The 14,523-nt window shown below is 35.9% G+C and carries 10 protein-coding genes; 5 read left to right on the top strand and 5 right to left on the bottom strand.

Going from position 1 to position 14,523, the window contains the following annotated elements:
- The first annotated feature begins 36 nt into the window (after positions 1-36).
- Entirely contained in the window at positions 37-1,287 is a 1,251-nt protein-coding gene (fabF, locus tag ACXACQ_RS04245; RefSeq protein WP_474974683.1) for a beta-ketoacyl-ACP synthase II, read from the top strand.
- Here fabF and ACXACQ_RS04240 read toward each other — a convergent pair.
- The 3 genes from ACXACQ_RS04240 to ACXACQ_RS04230 all read right to left on the bottom strand — a co-directional run bounded on the left by ACXACQ_RS04240 (position 1,281) and on the right by ACXACQ_RS04230 (position 5,514).
- On the bottom strand, positions 1,281-2,408 hold the full coding sequence (locus tag ACXACQ_RS04240; protein ID WP_474974682.1) for an adenylate/guanylate cyclase domain-containing protein: 1,128 nt from the start codon (positions 2,406-2,408) through the stop codon (positions 1,281-1,283). The two genes, fabF and ACXACQ_RS04240, sit on opposite strands and share 7 nt — an antisense overlap.
- Before the next feature lie 167 nt (positions 2,409-2,575).
- Positions 2,576-3,043, bottom strand: coding sequence for a DUF4199 domain-containing protein (locus ACXACQ_RS04235; protein ID WP_474974681.1), 468 nt, complete (start codon positions 3,041-3,043; stop codon positions 2,576-2,578).
- A gap of 56 nt (positions 3,044-3,099) precedes the next feature.
- A complete protein-coding gene (locus tag ACXACQ_RS04230) occupies positions 3,100-5,514 on the bottom strand; it encodes a GAF domain-containing protein (RefSeq protein ID WP_474974680.1) in 2,415 nt (804 codons plus the stop codon).
- A gap of 198 nt (positions 5,515-5,712) precedes the next feature.
- Between ACXACQ_RS04230 and ACXACQ_RS04225 the strand changes: the two genes are divergently transcribed.
- A complete protein-coding gene (locus tag ACXACQ_RS04225) occupies positions 5,713-6,813 on the top strand; it encodes an adenylate/guanylate cyclase domain-containing protein (protein WP_474974679.1) in 1,101 nt (366 codons plus the stop codon).
- Between the two features lie 441 nt (positions 6,814-7,254).
- Here the strand turns inward: ACXACQ_RS04225 and gldJ are convergent, their stop codons facing one another.
- The gene (gene gldJ / locus ACXACQ_RS04220) at positions 7,255-8,502 is read right to left on the bottom strand and encodes a gliding motility lipoprotein GldJ (RefSeq protein ID WP_474974678.1); all 1,248 of its coding nucleotides are present in this window, start codon (positions 8,500-8,502) and stop codon (positions 7,255-7,257) included.
- A 358-nt stretch (positions 8,503-8,860) separates the two neighbouring features.
- On the opposite strand from gldJ, the gene ACXACQ_RS04215 reads away from it, so the two are divergent.
- From ACXACQ_RS04215 to ACXACQ_RS04205, 3 genes are all read left to right on the top strand, one after another.
- On the top strand, positions 8,861-9,913 hold the full coding sequence (locus tag ACXACQ_RS04215) for a sensor histidine kinase (RefSeq protein ID WP_474974677.1): 1,053 nt from the start codon (positions 8,861-8,863) through the stop codon (positions 9,911-9,913).
- Between the two features lie 4 nt (positions 9,914-9,917).
- Positions 9,918-10,631 (top strand): LytR/AlgR family response regulator transcription factor, encoded by a 714-nt coding sequence (locus ACXACQ_RS04210; protein ID WP_474974676.1) that lies wholly within the window; start codon positions 9,918-9,920, stop codon positions 10,629-10,631.
- A gap of 158 nt (positions 10,632-10,789) precedes the next feature.
- Positions 10,790-11,041 carry a hypothetical protein gene (locus ACXACQ_RS04205; protein WP_474974675.1) on the top strand — a complete coding sequence of 84 codons (252 nt, stop codon included), beginning with the start codon at positions 10,790-10,792 and terminating at the stop codon, positions 11,039-11,041.
- Positions 11,042-11,057: 16 nt separating this feature from the next.
- Here the strand turns inward: ACXACQ_RS04205 and mfd are convergent, their stop codons facing one another.
- Entirely contained in the window at positions 11,058-14,411 is a 3,354-nt protein-coding gene (gene mfd, locus ACXACQ_RS04200) for a transcription-repair coupling factor (protein WP_474974674.1), read from the bottom strand.
- Positions 14,412-14,523 lie beyond the last annotated feature (112 nt).

The following is a 14,523-nucleotide window of genomic DNA, read 5'->3' as shown; positions in this document are numbered from 1 at the left end:
TAATAATCTATACAGAACAATCAAACTTTATATATAATGAGTAAGCGAGTAGTAGTTACGGGCCTTGGTGCTCTTACTCCTCTTGGTAATGATGTAGAAACATTCTGGGAGAATATCAAAAGTGGTGTAAGTGGCGCAGGGCCAATCACCAAATTTGATACAGAGTTGTTTAAAACCAAGTTTGCGTGTGAATTGAAGGATTTCAGCTTAGAAGATTACTTCGATAGAAAAGAAATCCGTAAGAATGATCCATTTACCCTGTATGCGATTATCGCTGCAGATCAGGCTCTGGCTGATTCCGATATCCAGTTTAATGATATAAACGTTAACCGGTATGGAGTTATTTGGGCTTCAGGAAATGGAGGTATTCATACTTTTGAAAATGAAGTATTAGAATATGCCGAGTCTGAGCGGGGGCCACGTTTTTCCCCGTTTTTTATTCCTAAAATTTTGGTTGATACACCTTCTGGAGCCATTGCTTTAAAACATGGCTTGCGAGGTATCAATTACTGTACTGTTTCCGCTTGTGCTTCTTCTAACAGCGCAATAATGGATGCTTATAATTACATAAAGTGGGGTAAAGCGGATATGATGGTGGCTGGTGGTTCTGAAGCTGCTATTACTAGAGCTGGTATTGGAGGTTTTGGAGCTATGAAGGCATTGTCTACTAGAAATGACAGCCCGGCAACAGCATCAAGACCGTTTGATGTAGATAGAGATGGTTTTGTAATGGGCGAAGGTGCTGGAGCTTTGGTGTTAGAAGATTATGAGCATGCCATTGCCAGAGGAGCTAAGATATATGCAGAAATAGTGGGTGCTGGTATGTCAAATGATGCGTATCATGCTACTGCCACACACCCGGAAGGCTTAGGTGCTAGGTTGGCGATAGAAATGGCTTTAGAAGAAGCCGGAATATCGTTAAAAGAGATTGAATATATCAACCTGCATGCTACAAGTACGCCTGTAGGTGATGCCTCTGAGTTGACAGCCATTGAAAAAATGCTGGGCGGAGAGACTGATCACCTTCACGTAAGTGCTACTAAGTCAATGACAGGGCATTTGCTAGGAGCTGCAGGAGCAGCAGAAGCTATAGTTAGTATTTTAGCCACTAGAGATGGTATTGTTCCTCCTACTATTAATACCACTACGCCTGATCCGGAATTGCCACAGAGAATTAATTTAACTCTTGGAAAGTCCGTGAACAAGGAAATAAACTATGCTATGAGCAATACCTTTGGCTTTGGTGGCCATAACGCTATTGCTATTTTCAAAAAATGGAATCAATGACCTAATTGATCCTGAGCCTGTACAAACTTTCTGTTAACACTGAAAATTTGTACAGGTTTTCTTTTGCCTTTAAGGGGAATATCACCTATTTCTTTGATTAAATAATCTTCGTTTTGAGGGAGTAAATCAACCAAATCCCCAGAAATGAGTAGCTTTTCATTAAACTCATTACATTTTGCTTCAATGCGCGAAGTGGTATTTAATACATCTCCGGTAAAAATAATATCTTTCTTAAAGGTGCCTACTTCTCCCGTTGTTACCTCTCCACAATGTATGGCTGCCTTAAAGGTGGGTTTTACGCCATATTTGGCTAAATATTTATGACCTCTTTTGTTTATAATATCTTCTAATTCAAAAAAGCATTTGATACAATTGCCGTGGGCAATGCCATTGTCTAACTTCCATGTTATAACTACTTCATCACCTACATATTGATATATTTCACCATCTCTTTCAATTATGCCTTTGGTGACATCTTCAAAGAAACGGTTTAATAGTTTAAAGTATCTTTTATGGCCGAGTCGTTCTGCTATGGTGGTAGATGACTTCAAATCAAGGAACATAAATATACGCTCCTCATTTAATGGGCTGTGATATTTGCCAAGTAACGTTTCTAAGAAAAAACCACGACCATATTTATCGTTAACCTGTAAAATAACCATGGTTACGGTAGAAATAATGCTCCAAGACATAAGGTTAAGCAAAAATGCATAGCTGCTAATGAACTCACTTAGGTTAAACCAAATGTTACCATCAAAATAAGCTTCACCTATAAATACCCAGTAATAAAACAGAAAGGCTGAAATACTCACTATGCTTATTATAATTAGGAAGGAAGCTAAGTTGATTAAAATCACCAGACCTAGCGGTTGTTTTCTAAGCCTGTCTTTAAGAAAAAATGTAATGATTGTGCCTCCAACAATACCCGCTATAGTTACACCAAATAAGTTGGTAATTAAAGTGGTGGATAAGTCATAATCGTTAAACTCAAAAGCTTCTTGCGATAGCTTAATAAAGTGATTGTAGTAAACTATTAAGGCACTAACTGCCATCCAACTGATGGTAATGAAAAATACTGTCCTTAGTTTTATCGTAGTATTTTTAGAAATAAGCTTTGTCATATTGGCTATACTCATCTAATAATGAGAATAAGTCAGAAAAATAGTGAAGTGTTTTGAGAAATGATAAATTTAGACAAAGTCTTAACAGTAAATTAAACTATAAAAAAACATCAGGTTTAAGGTGTGTAACCTTTGTCCTGATGCTTTCTTCATTTGATTTTTATGATTTATGGTAGAGGTGTTGAAACTTCCTTAGAATGGCTATATTTAAAATATTGCATCAGAATAAAGGAAGTTAAAATGCCTGAAAATGTACCTTCAACAAATATTGCCACCCCAGCAATGTAGGGATTCAAATATTCCCCGAAGTATTCAAACTCTTTTAAAGAGTGCATAAACACCGTGTCAATAGATAAATAAATGGTGACGAAAACAGCAAATGTAAATAATGCTATTGCTGATGTAGCGACACCCACTCCTAGCCCACTTAAATATGAGAAACTAAGGGTATTTTCTTTTTTAAATGATTTGATGGCTAGTAAAACGCCACTAAACAAGAAAATGAAATTTAACCCACGCAACTCATAATTATACACTAGCCCCGTTAAGCGCATTAAGAAAAAGAATGCAATTAATGCTATGGCTGTAAAGACTCCATAGCGAAGGCTGATGTTTTGATTAGATCGCTTTTCCATAGTCTTTATACATTGGTGTATATAAATAACCATGAAAAAGCGTTAAATGTTTATTCTTAGAACGAAAAGCCAGTCTTGGCTTCAGAAAGTATGTCTCTAAGTAAGTCTGCACTGTCTTCGTAATGCTTAACGAGTAAATTAACCTCTACCCTTATAGCTTTTAATCCGTGAGCACCTTGGAGTTCTTCTAATTCTACATGCTCTACACTATCCGTTAAATAATTTAAGGATTGTAAATACTGAATATAACCTGCATACTCTTCAGCTTCTTTTTGCTGCGAGTAGACGATGGCTATTTTGCCTGGCTGTGTTAACCTTTCACCACTTCCTTTAATTAGAGCTTTATCTATCCTTTTCTTTACTATTTCATACCTGATGTTGTAGGCGCCATCCACGTCAAACCTTTTTTCATCCCTTCTAAATTTAATAGAAAGAGGTTCTCCATGTACTAGTATCAGGTTCGTAATGTCAAGTTTTTTGCTTAAAGAGTCTTTCAGTTGCTCTATGTTAATTGCAATTTCACAATGCGAGATCAACTGCCATAGTCTGAAATTCCTTAAATATAAAGGGTCAAACTTTTTATCTTTTACGAGCGATTCGCCTAAGTAAGCATTGTATTCAACCCCATCAGTTTTATATTTTTCATAATAATGAGGGTAGATTACTTGCGCATCTTTTTCATTACCGTCTAAGTAAGCCGAAATGTAATTGTTGATTTGTGTCAGGCTTTCTTCAAACTTCTTACGTTCATTATAAATGATTCCCAATTTGGGATCTAACATTTTCTCGTAAGAAGTAATAAGTCCTTCTACTTCTTTGTTTTGCTTAAAATAGCTAAACGTAGGGTTTATATCTTTTCTAATAAATTCTAAAATACTAGCCTCATCGCCTGCATCTATGCCATCAGATATTTTTGCTATTTGTTTATCAACACGGTATTTAATCTCATCAAGTATAGACATGTTTTTGTATTCCATTAGCTTAGAGATTACCTTTTTAATTTCTAAAAGGTTGCTAATCAAGTCTTCTTGAATGGCAAGATTTCTCTCTCCTGATGAATTTCTTATATCTGTTAGACCATATAAAGGATAAACTTTAGGAAATACCATGTCATCAAACTTTCCACGCTTACCTTTTCTTCTTTTGTGCATCAGGTCAAAGCCCGTTTCAATAAATTTCCACTCTACTGATGGGTGAATGGCCGTACATTCTTCTTGGATTAAAGCGCGTACTTCAGTTTGCATATCAGCCAAAACACGTCTTACCGCAGCCATAAACATCGGTAGCACATTGTAAATTGGTGTGGTGGTGAGAGGCGTGAGCTTACCAGCCTCGGGGCTGCCGAGCTCTATCATTCCTAACACTACGCCCTCATGCACAAGAGGTGCCACTACCAAATTTTGAATGCCTTTATGGATTAGAGCATCTTCTATACAACCACATGAATTGTATAACCTTAAGTCTTCAATAACGATTGGCTTTTTAATATTGTAAGCCTTTTCATATACGCTATTCATGAATTGATCGCACTCCAAGTTGTCTTCCTCACTAGGCATTACGAAACTACTCCAGTTATCTTCTCCATAATTAGAGATGATGTTATAATTAGGGTCAAAGTAAGATAAGCCCAATTGTAGGTTGGGAAGTTTAAAAATGGCTCTTATCTTCTCCCTTATTTCAAAGAAAGTTTTTTTATCAGTTACGGCATCTTTCTTAAGCAAATCATACTTAATGGAGGATAACATTTCTTCATTTGTAACTTCTGTAAGTTTTAAAATATTAAAACCTGTAAAGATGTATTTCTCCGGCTGTATGTGTTTTAGCCATAGTTCTGTATCATAGATGTTGTCTAACATATGATCCAGCGTTTCTTTGCTTATTGGGTTGGGCTCATCTGTACATATAATATCGACAAAACGGGTATTCATTTCCATTTTGTACACACGAGCTAATCCGGTACTTTCATCAGGGATATGTATTAAAATAGGATGATCCATATCCAGATTAGTGCCATAGAATTTGTTTAATATATAAAGACATGCCTTTGTGATTTTTCCTGCCATCACATCCTGATCATCGTTTATGGCAGTAACAGAAAGGTCATCTCTTCTTCTGTCAAATGGCAATAGTTTTAGGTACTCTGGGGTGGCATATACTCCTTTAAAGTCAAAAGGAAGTATTGCAGCTGTTATTTCACTATCAAGCATGGCTGTAGGAAAAATAACGCTCATTAAGAGGCCTATTAGCTCTTGGTGCTTATCAAGTACAGAAAGATCAGTAATTGGTGATTTAAATTCAGGAGCACTATCAATTAGTGATTTTATCTTTTCTGCAGGATACCCTGCTAGTATTTTATTTGAACTTAAGTTGGTTTCCCAGTAGTTAACCAAGCTTGATAAATCAAGCACTGATTTGAAGGGGAAACGCTTTAAATATTCAGGACAGCTAGACATATGGTAGTTCTGTTTCATATATTTAGATATCAACGATGTTTGATAAAAATAAGTTTGCCGATTCCATGAAAGAGAAAGGCTTTGTTATAAATAAAGTCGGATGTGAAGACAATATATTTTAATGATGATGAAAAATATTAAGGTCATCATATTTGACGTATTTATTTTATACTTCAAAACCTTTTGCTAACTAGATTTAATCTCCACCTTTGCTTAGTGAAAAAGCTCCGACTATACCTTCCTATTTTTATTTACTGGATATTATTAGCCAACCTACTTTGTGTTTTCTTAATAACATCTATCCGTTTTTTTTTAGATGCCTCTCATGTAAATACGAGTGATCTTGGAGCTGTAGCTAAGGGTTTAATCTCTGCTCATCAGTTAGTTGATAGTTCATTGTTTGGAGCATTTTTTGGGTTACTTTTTATCGGGGTTAATGAATTGGCAATAAAATTAGAGCTTGAGAAACGGAGCTTTGGCCGTATTATTTTATTGAAGAGCCTCCTCTACCTATTAGGCTTTATAGCTAGCATAATACTCGTTTTTATGCTTTCTACGCTAACTAATACTTTTCCTGTTAATGCCATTGAAAGTATAAGCAGTTCTAACTCCTTATTTATACTTATTTTCTTCATTTTTATTTTTGTTGGTTTTCAGATATTCCTTCTCAACTTTCTATTGCAGGTGATTACCAAGTTTGGTAAGAGTAACCTAAAAAAATTCATCACAGGAAAGTATCAGCATCCTGTTATTGAGAAAAGAGTATTTCTTTTTATGGATTTGAAGTCATCTACTACATATGCAGAAAGCTTAGGAAACATATTGTATTCCTCTCTAATAAAAGACTGCATTACATTAGTAAATGAGATTGTGGATAAGTATGGAGCTGAAATATATCAGTACGTAGGGGACGAAATTGTACTCACGTGGGATTATGACAAGGTGAAGGATAAAAGTTGTTTTGTTGATCTTTATTTTGCTTTTCAAAATGAGTTGAACAACAGATCGGCCTATTATATGAAAAAGTATATGATGGTGCCTGTATTCAAAGCGGGACTTCATGGAGGAGATGTTACCGTGGCCGAAATTGGTAATATAAAGAGAGATATAGCTTTTCATGGAGACGCTGTAAACACTGCTGCACGTCTTCAAAGTGCATGCAACGATTATGGAGCTCATTTTTTAACTTCAGGAAATATGTTAACTGAATTTGTGAAAGTAAAGCAGAAATATCCTGTGAAGTATTTAGGGGGCGTGGTACTTAAGGGAAAGCGAAATTATATAGATGTTTATGAGGTGCAGAAACATAGCGCTTAGTTGATAGTATAAAAAAAGCAACACTCCATTTGAGTGTTGCTTTTTTTTAGCTGTAGAGGGAGGAGTCGAACCTCCACGGAGCGGTTAGCGCTTTTAATGTTATTGGATAACTAAAAGAATTTATCCCGTGACCTCCACCCCCGAGACCGGAGGGCATGTCTGCCAGTTTCATCACCCTACATTGTATTTCAATTCTTTGATTGATGTCTCAAATTTAACAATTTGGTCGTTTCTGTGAAAATAAATTAATTATATAGCCATAATTTTAGCTTGTTTTTAATGTTGGTGTTCTTTTTTTGAAAATATTGTTTTTTGAAAGGCTAACTCGTTGAGTCATTTATGATATTTTCAATGGGCTTTGCTTATAATGTAAGCAATAACTGTATGTAACAAAAAAAGCCCCAACATTTACTGCTGGGGCTTTTTTTATGATGTTTTCTATTAGTAGTTAGATCCTGCTCTAATCATCGCACATCTAAATCCGATGGTTGCAGTTGAAGAATCTTGATCTAAATATCTTCTAGTTCCAGGAGACATCCAGTAAGCTACATCCTTCCAAGAACCTCCTTTGTAAACTCTAGCTTCATCAGTAATAAGTGAAGTAAATCCTTCAGGATTATTTTCTCTATCACTGTTGTAGTATTGCTCACCAGTAGCTGAGTTTCTGGTTTCATCTAAATAACCATCTCTTCTGATGGGGTTAAGGTCATCAAAATCTTGGAATGACATTGGACGATATACGTCTAATACCCACTCACTTACGTTACCTGCCATGTTGTAAAGACCGAAGTCATTTGGAGGGAATTCGTAAATGTAAGAAGTAATTAATGCTCCATCATTTAATTTTCCTGCGATACCAGCATAGTCACCACGTCCTCTTTTGAAGTTAGCTAAGAAGTAACCCATTTCTTTTCCGTAAGGGTTTCTTAATGCATGACCATCCCAAGGGTAGATTCTTTGGTGTGTTTGGTTTTCGTCTAACCACTGAGTTCCGATAAGTGCAGTAGCTGCATATTCCCATTCAGCTTCAGATGGTAAACGATAGTTAGGTAATACTACTCCAGACTCTAATGGAATTCTACCATCAGTTTCTGCATAGTCTTCACCCATGTCTTCTGCTAACTTCATGTTTACAGCTCTGGTTCTCCACTCAGAGTAGTTGTTAGCTTGTACCCAGCTTACACCCACAACTGGGAAATAACGGAAACCTGGGTATCTTAAGTAATGATCTACGTAAGGGTCGTTATACGCTAGACGGCTCACCCATACTGTGGTATCAGGTAAAGCAGCCATGTATACTTCTCTTGACGAATCAGATACGTTAAGGTAATGTAAGTACTCAAGCCAGTGAATATTGGCGATTTCAGTTTCATCCATATAAAATGAAGCAACTGAAACAGTTCTTTCAATATTATCCCTTCTGTTGAGGATATCTTCTTCGTACGATCCTACAACAGCACGCCCGCCTTCTATAAACACTAAGTTTGGACCTTCTGGTTGTCCTGCATAAGGATTAACCATAAATCCATTGTTATCTTCATCATTATAAGCCAATCCTGTGGCTGTACTTACCGCACCGGGGTGCACACTAGTAGGCCTGCCTCCTCCACCGAGAAAACAAGAAGTAAGCAACATTGAACCACCGACAACTAACAAAGCACTTTTTAATAAGCTTGCAGTTCTTTTCATACCTGTTCTATTTATTCAAAAAAATCAAATGCAAACACTAATATAGTGATATAAACTTATGCAACACAAGTTTATTCGCGAGCAAAATAACATTTCTATTTGTAAATTATTACACAAGTCTAATATTTTTCAATATTATCATTTTGTGAACATAGAAAAAATCGCTCAAACATAACTTTTTCACTTCTGGTTCTAAATAACTAAAAAGGAATTAAAATATTATCAAAAACTAAAAATAATTCAAAAATTCATCTTTATCTAATTACCATTTAAGGCGTTTGGATACCGTATAATTAATCGCAGGTCTTTTTTCAGTTTAAAAAAATCATATTTGTAATTATACCTTAGTTGCTTGTGAATGATTACTATTGATAATTTTAATAGAAATAAACTATACTGGATTTTTCAGATTACTGGTTGGTTGCTCTTTTATACTACTTATGTAATTATAGAGGGTACCTTCTCGGGTTTTACTGGTTATATTTTTGCCAGTTATTTTAATACGGTGGTGGTGGGCATCTTTTTAACTCATGTTTATAGGCTCTATATAAAGAGGCATGACTGGGTTAGTCTTGGCATTTTTAAGCTTGCGCTTAGGGTGGCAGCGGCTTCTTTAATAATAGGAGTGCTATGGTCACTTATTATATTACCTATTAATCAGGTTTTATTTGAAGATGCTATTAGGCAAAAATTGACTTGGCTTGTAGGGTTCATAGTTACGTTTAATTTAACGGTTATGGTATTGGCTTGGTCGTTAATTTATTTTCTGGTGCAGATATTTACTAACTTTAGAAGAAGTGAAATTGAAAAATGGCAATTAGAGGCTGCAGTAAAAGATGCGGAACTAATAGCATTGAAGTCTCAGATAAACCCACACTTTATATTTAATAGCTTAAATAACATTCGGTCGTTAGTTATAGAGAACCCCGAAAAATCACGAGATATGATTACCCACCTCTCCGGCTTATTAAGGTATTCTATTCAGTTTAATAATATGGAACGTGTGAGTTTAGAGAGTGAATTAGAAATTGTTCAAAATTATTTAAATCTGGAATCCATTCAGTTTGAAGATAGGCTGCAATATACTTTGGAGATAAAACCAGAGACCTTAGAGCTTCAGATTCCTCCAATGGCAGTACAGTTATTAGTAGAGAATGCTATAAAACATGGTATCTCTCATTTGCCGGAAGGTGGAGAGATAAGAATTAAGTCTTACCTAAAGGATGAAGCATTGGTAGTGGAGGTGATAAATACAGGTCAATTAAAAGATAAGAGTGATGGAACGGGTATTGGTATTAAGAATGCCTCTGACCGATTAAAGTTGCTGTTTGGTAAGCTTTCTACCTTACAGATACAAAATATGAACGAAAAGTTTGTTTGTGCAAAATTTAGTATACCCTTAAATAGTTAATATTATGAAGGCTTTTGTAGTGGATGATTCGCGACTTGCCAGAAATGAGCTGAAGCGATTGTTAAAGGAATTTGATAATATTCAAGTAGTAGGTGAAGCGGCTAATGCCATGGAGGCTAAAGAAAAGATAGAAAATGATAAGCCAGACCTTGTTTTGCTTGATATACAGATGCCTGGTAAAAATGGTTTTGAGCTTTTGGAGGAGTTAGAATATATTCCACAAATTATTTTTACTACTGCATACGATGAATACGCAATTAAAGCGTTTGAATATAATGCATTAGATTATTTGCAGAAACCTGTGCAGAAAGATAGGTTGGCAGGAGCTATAAGTAAGGTGGCTCAGAAAGTGGATGAAAAGAATAGTGCTGAAGAAGATAGAATGACTGCAGATGATCAGGTATTTGTAAAGGATGGGGATAATTGTTGGTTTGTGCAATTAGCCAACGTAAGAATGCTTGAAGTTGATGGAAATTACACTAAATTATATTTCGATGAGCACAAGCCTATGATTCCAAGAACATTAAACTATCTGGAATCTAGGTTAGATACTAAAACATTTTTTAGAGCAAATCGACAACAAATTATTAACTTGAAATGGGTGGATAGAATTGAACCTTGGTTTAGCGGTAGCATTAAAATATATATGAAGGGAGGGGAAGAAGTTGATGTATCGCGAAGACAAACTCAAAGGTTTAAGGAGTTAATGAGTTTTTAAGTCCACGATAACAACACTTTTCCCAAAATGGGATGCTATGAAATACACTAAAAGAACAATTAACGCTAAAATGGGCTCAGAATGCATAAAAACTAACAATCGGCATGGTTGGCACAGTCTTTATTTAATTTCTAATAAGACATTAAATTTTTTGAGCTATGATACCATTAAATGATTTCAAAGTATTACCGTTTGACAAGAAGTGTGACGTAATAACTGTATTTGCTGATTATTTAGTTTATAGAGTAGAGGATGAAAAGAAGTTTTACTTATACTACTTAGGTGGATACTTCATTGAGGTATGCTATGAGCCTAATGAAAATCAGGTGTTAGCTATTAATGCTTTTAGCGACATTAGAGATATAGAGCCTTATTTAGATCATATTGAATTAGGTCACTTAGTAAAATAAATAGCCTTGTAAGAGGCTATTTATTAGACATAACATTCAAAATATCGATGGCCTCATTAACGCTTAAAACTTCTTGTACAGTAAGGATAAGTTTGTCCTTCACTTCTTTGAGGCGACAGCGTTTCGGGTTAGTTTGAGCAAAGATTAGGATGCTTCCAAATATTTCAGATTTGAAATACTCCTCTTTGTCTTGACTTACAAAGTAACCTTTCATTTTTTCACCCTTCAGGGTAAGTTTCTCAAAGCCTAGTTTTTCTGCTAGCCATCTTAACCTTACGGTTTGAATTAATTCTTTAACCGAATCAGGAAGTGGGCCGAAGCGGTCAATCATTGATGTTTGGAAAGATTCTAGTTCTTCTTCTGATTTAATATTATCGAGCTTAGAGTACAAGCTTAATCTTTCTGATATATTATTTACATAAGAGTCTGGGATAAGTACCTCAAGGTCAGTTTCTATATTACAATCCTGAACCAATACTTTGGCCTTTTCAGAGAGCTCTTTTACAAATAGGTCTTTAAATTCCGTTTCTTTCAGCTCTTGTACTGCTTCGTCTAATATTTTGTGGTACATATCAAAGCCTAAGTCAGAGATAAATCCGCTTTGTTCTGCGCCAAGTAAATTTCCTGCCCCGCGAATATCAAGATCACGCATAGCTACTTTGAAGCCATCTCCCAAGTCAGAGAATTCTTCAAGCGTACTTAATCTTTTACGTGCATCAGAAGAAAGCCCGATAGTAGGAGGAGTTAAAAGGTAACAAAAAGCCTTTTTATTGCTACGCCCTACTCTACCGCGCATTTGGTGTAAATCTGAAAGCCCAAACATATGCGCTCTGTTGATAATAATGGTATTAGCGTTAGGGATGTCAAGTCCAGATTCTATAATGTTGGTAGACACCAAAACATCATATTCATTTTCAATGAACCTCATCATGGCTTTTTCTAATACAGGGCCGTCCATTTGGCCATGAGCTATTCCCACTCTGGCATCAGGGACCAGCCTTAAGATGATGTTGGCTACTTCTTCAATGTCTCCTATCCTATTATGAACGAAAAAGGCTTGTCCACCTCTTCTTAACTCATAACTAATAGCGTCTCTGACCACCTCTTCATTAAAAGTATGTAGCTCTGTAGTCACAGGCTGGCGGTTTGGCGGAGGTGTAGAAATAATACTTAAATCACGTGCTCCCATTAAAGAGAAGTGCAGCGTTCTTGGTATAGGAGTGGCAGTTAGTGTTAAAGCGTCAACATTAACTCTTAGTTCTTTAAGCTTCTCTTTGACTTTAACTCCAAACTTTTGTTCTTCATCAATAATCATTAAGCCTAAATCTTTAAACTCTACGTCTTTACTCACAATTCTATGTGTGCCGATGAGAATGTCTATTTCTCCTTCTTTAACCTTCTTTAAGGTTTCTCTTATCTGTTTGGTGGTTTTAAACCTATTGATATAATCTAGTTTAACCGGAAATTTCGATAACCTTTCGGAGAAAGTTTGATGGTGCTGCATTGCCAAAATGGTGGTAGGCACTAAAACAGCCACCTGTTTATTGTCATTAACAGCTTTAAATGCTGCCCTTACGGCAATTTCTGTTTTTCCAAAGCCAACATCACCACACACCAGCCGGTCCATTGGGTGTTGTTGCTCCATATCTTCTTTTACACTTTCTGTGGCAGTAGCTTGGTCAGGAGTGTCTTCATAAATAAAAGATGATTCAAGTTCTGCCTGTAAAAAGCTGTCTTTTTCAAAAGCAAAACCAGGAGCTTGTTTTCTTTTAGCATAAAGGTTAATAAGGTCTTTGGCAATGTCAACTACCTGTTTTTTAACCTTTTTCTTTTTGTTTTCCCATTCGGGTGAGCCCAATTTACTAATGGCAGGGGCAGTACCTTCTTTGCCTGTATATTTAGAAATTTTATGTAATGAGTGTATACTCACGTATAGCAAATCATCGTCTCTATAGATTAGGCGTATTGCCTCCTGCTCTTTGCCATTAACATCTCTCTTTTCTAGGCCGGCAAATTTACCAATACCATAATCTATGTGTGTTACAAAGTCGCCTGGCTGTAGCGTACGTAACTCTTTTAATGTTAAAGCTTTTGACTTAGAGTGCTTGTCTTTGGTTTTATATCTATGAAATCTTTCAAATAGCTGATGATCAGTATAACAGGCTATTTTTAAAATGTTATCAATAAAGCCTTCTCTTAAACTTGCAGTAAAATCTTGGAAATTGGTTGTGTGGTCAATTTCCTCAAAAATAGAATGTAGTCTTTCTAGCTGCTTGGGTGATTCGGAGGCAATTAGCGTAGTGTATCCTTTGGTTTGGTTATCACTTAAATTTTTGGCTAACAGCTCAAAATCTTTATTGAATGATGGTTGTGGCTCAGCTTCAAAGTTAAATGCTTCACTGTTTTTAAAGTAAAACCTATTACCAAATTCTAGTTTAGTAAGTGGTACAATCTGAGATTTGAAGGAGTCAGATGTTTCAAATAAATCTGTAGGACTCAGTACAATTTGTGTTTCGCCACTTTCTTCTAGTATTTGGTCAAAGCTGTTTTTTGCTTTGTCATAATAGGCATCGATTACGTCAATCGTTTGGCTATAATCTTTGAACCACAGCTTGGTGTTTCGCGGTAAAAAGTCAATAAATCCCTGCCTTTCTTCTGCTATAAGCTTGGTTTGCACGTTGGGGATAATATTGATTTCTTTAATAGGAGCTACAGAAAGTTGAGTGGAAGGGTCGAATGTTCTGATGTTTTCAATCTCATTTCCGAATAACTCCAGCCTTAGGGGAAGGTCGTGTGCATAAGAGTAAATGTCAATAATTCCTCCTCTTACGGCAAATTGGCCTGCTTCATATACAAAATCAGTCTTTTCAAAATCGTAAGATAGCAAAAGCTCAGCAAGAAATTCGATATCTACTTCTTCTCCTACTTTGGCAGAGAAGGTGTTCTTTAAAAGTGATTTTTTATTGATCACTTTTTCAGTGAGCGCTTCGGGGTAGCTCACTATTATTTCCCCTTCGGGTGATTTATGATTAACACGATTCAGTATTTCTGCTCGCATTAATACATTAGCATTTTCAGTTTCTTCAAATTCATAAGGCCTTTTGTAAGAGGTAGGGAAAAATAATATTTCTTTACCCGGCAACAGGCCTTGCAAGTCACTATGAAAATATGCTGCTTCCTCTTTATCGTGCAACACCACTAGGTGGTTTTGCTTGTTCATTTCATAGAGAGTGGCTATGAGTACAGCATCTAGGCTTCCTCTTAGTCCTTTGAATTGAACGGTATTATCTTTATCTGCCTTAGTAAATTCGGCAATGGTCTGGATAATACTATCGGCTTTGTATAACTTTAATAAATCTTCGGCTTTCACTTCGATATCAACGAAAAATGAGCCTTAAAGTTAGTGAAATATGTATGAGAGGTTAAAGCGTTATTGCTTTAAATGAGAAAGAATATCTGTACATCTTAAAATATTACTTTAA

The organism is Fulvivirga sp. AWR4_260 (genome assembly GCF_056158185.1).
This window is presented reverse-complemented; position numbering and strand designations above follow the sequence as displayed.

Coding starts and splice junctions, on each gene's coding strand:
- ACXACQ_RS04240 (WP_474974682.1), bottom strand. CDS start 2,408: ATGACAAAGCTTATTTCTAAAAATACTACGATAAAACTAAGGACAGTA.
- gldJ (WP_474974678.1), bottom strand. CDS start 8,502: ATGAAAAGAACTGCAAGCTTATTAAAAAGTGCTTTGTTAGTTGTCGGT.
- ACXACQ_RS04210 (WP_474974676.1), top strand. CDS start 9,918: ATGAAGGCTTTTGTAGTGGATGATTCGCGACTTGCCAGAAATGAGCTG.
- fabF (WP_474974683.1), top strand. CDS start 37: ATGAGTAAGCGAGTAGTAGTTACGGGCCTTGGTGCTCTTACTCCTCTT.
- ACXACQ_RS04235 (WP_474974681.1), bottom strand. CDS start 3,043: ATGGAAAAGCGATCTAATCAAAACATCAGCCTTCGCTATGGAGTCTTT.
- ACXACQ_RS04215 (WP_474974677.1), top strand. CDS start 8,861: ATGATTACTATTGATAATTTTAATAGAAATAAACTATACTGGATTTTT.
- ACXACQ_RS04230 (WP_474974680.1), bottom strand. CDS start 5,514: ATGAAACAGAACTACCATATGTCTAGCTGTCCTGAATATTTAAAGCGT.
- ACXACQ_RS04205 (WP_474974675.1), top strand. CDS start 10,790: ATGATACCATTAAATGATTTCAAAGTATTACCGTTTGACAAGAAGTGT.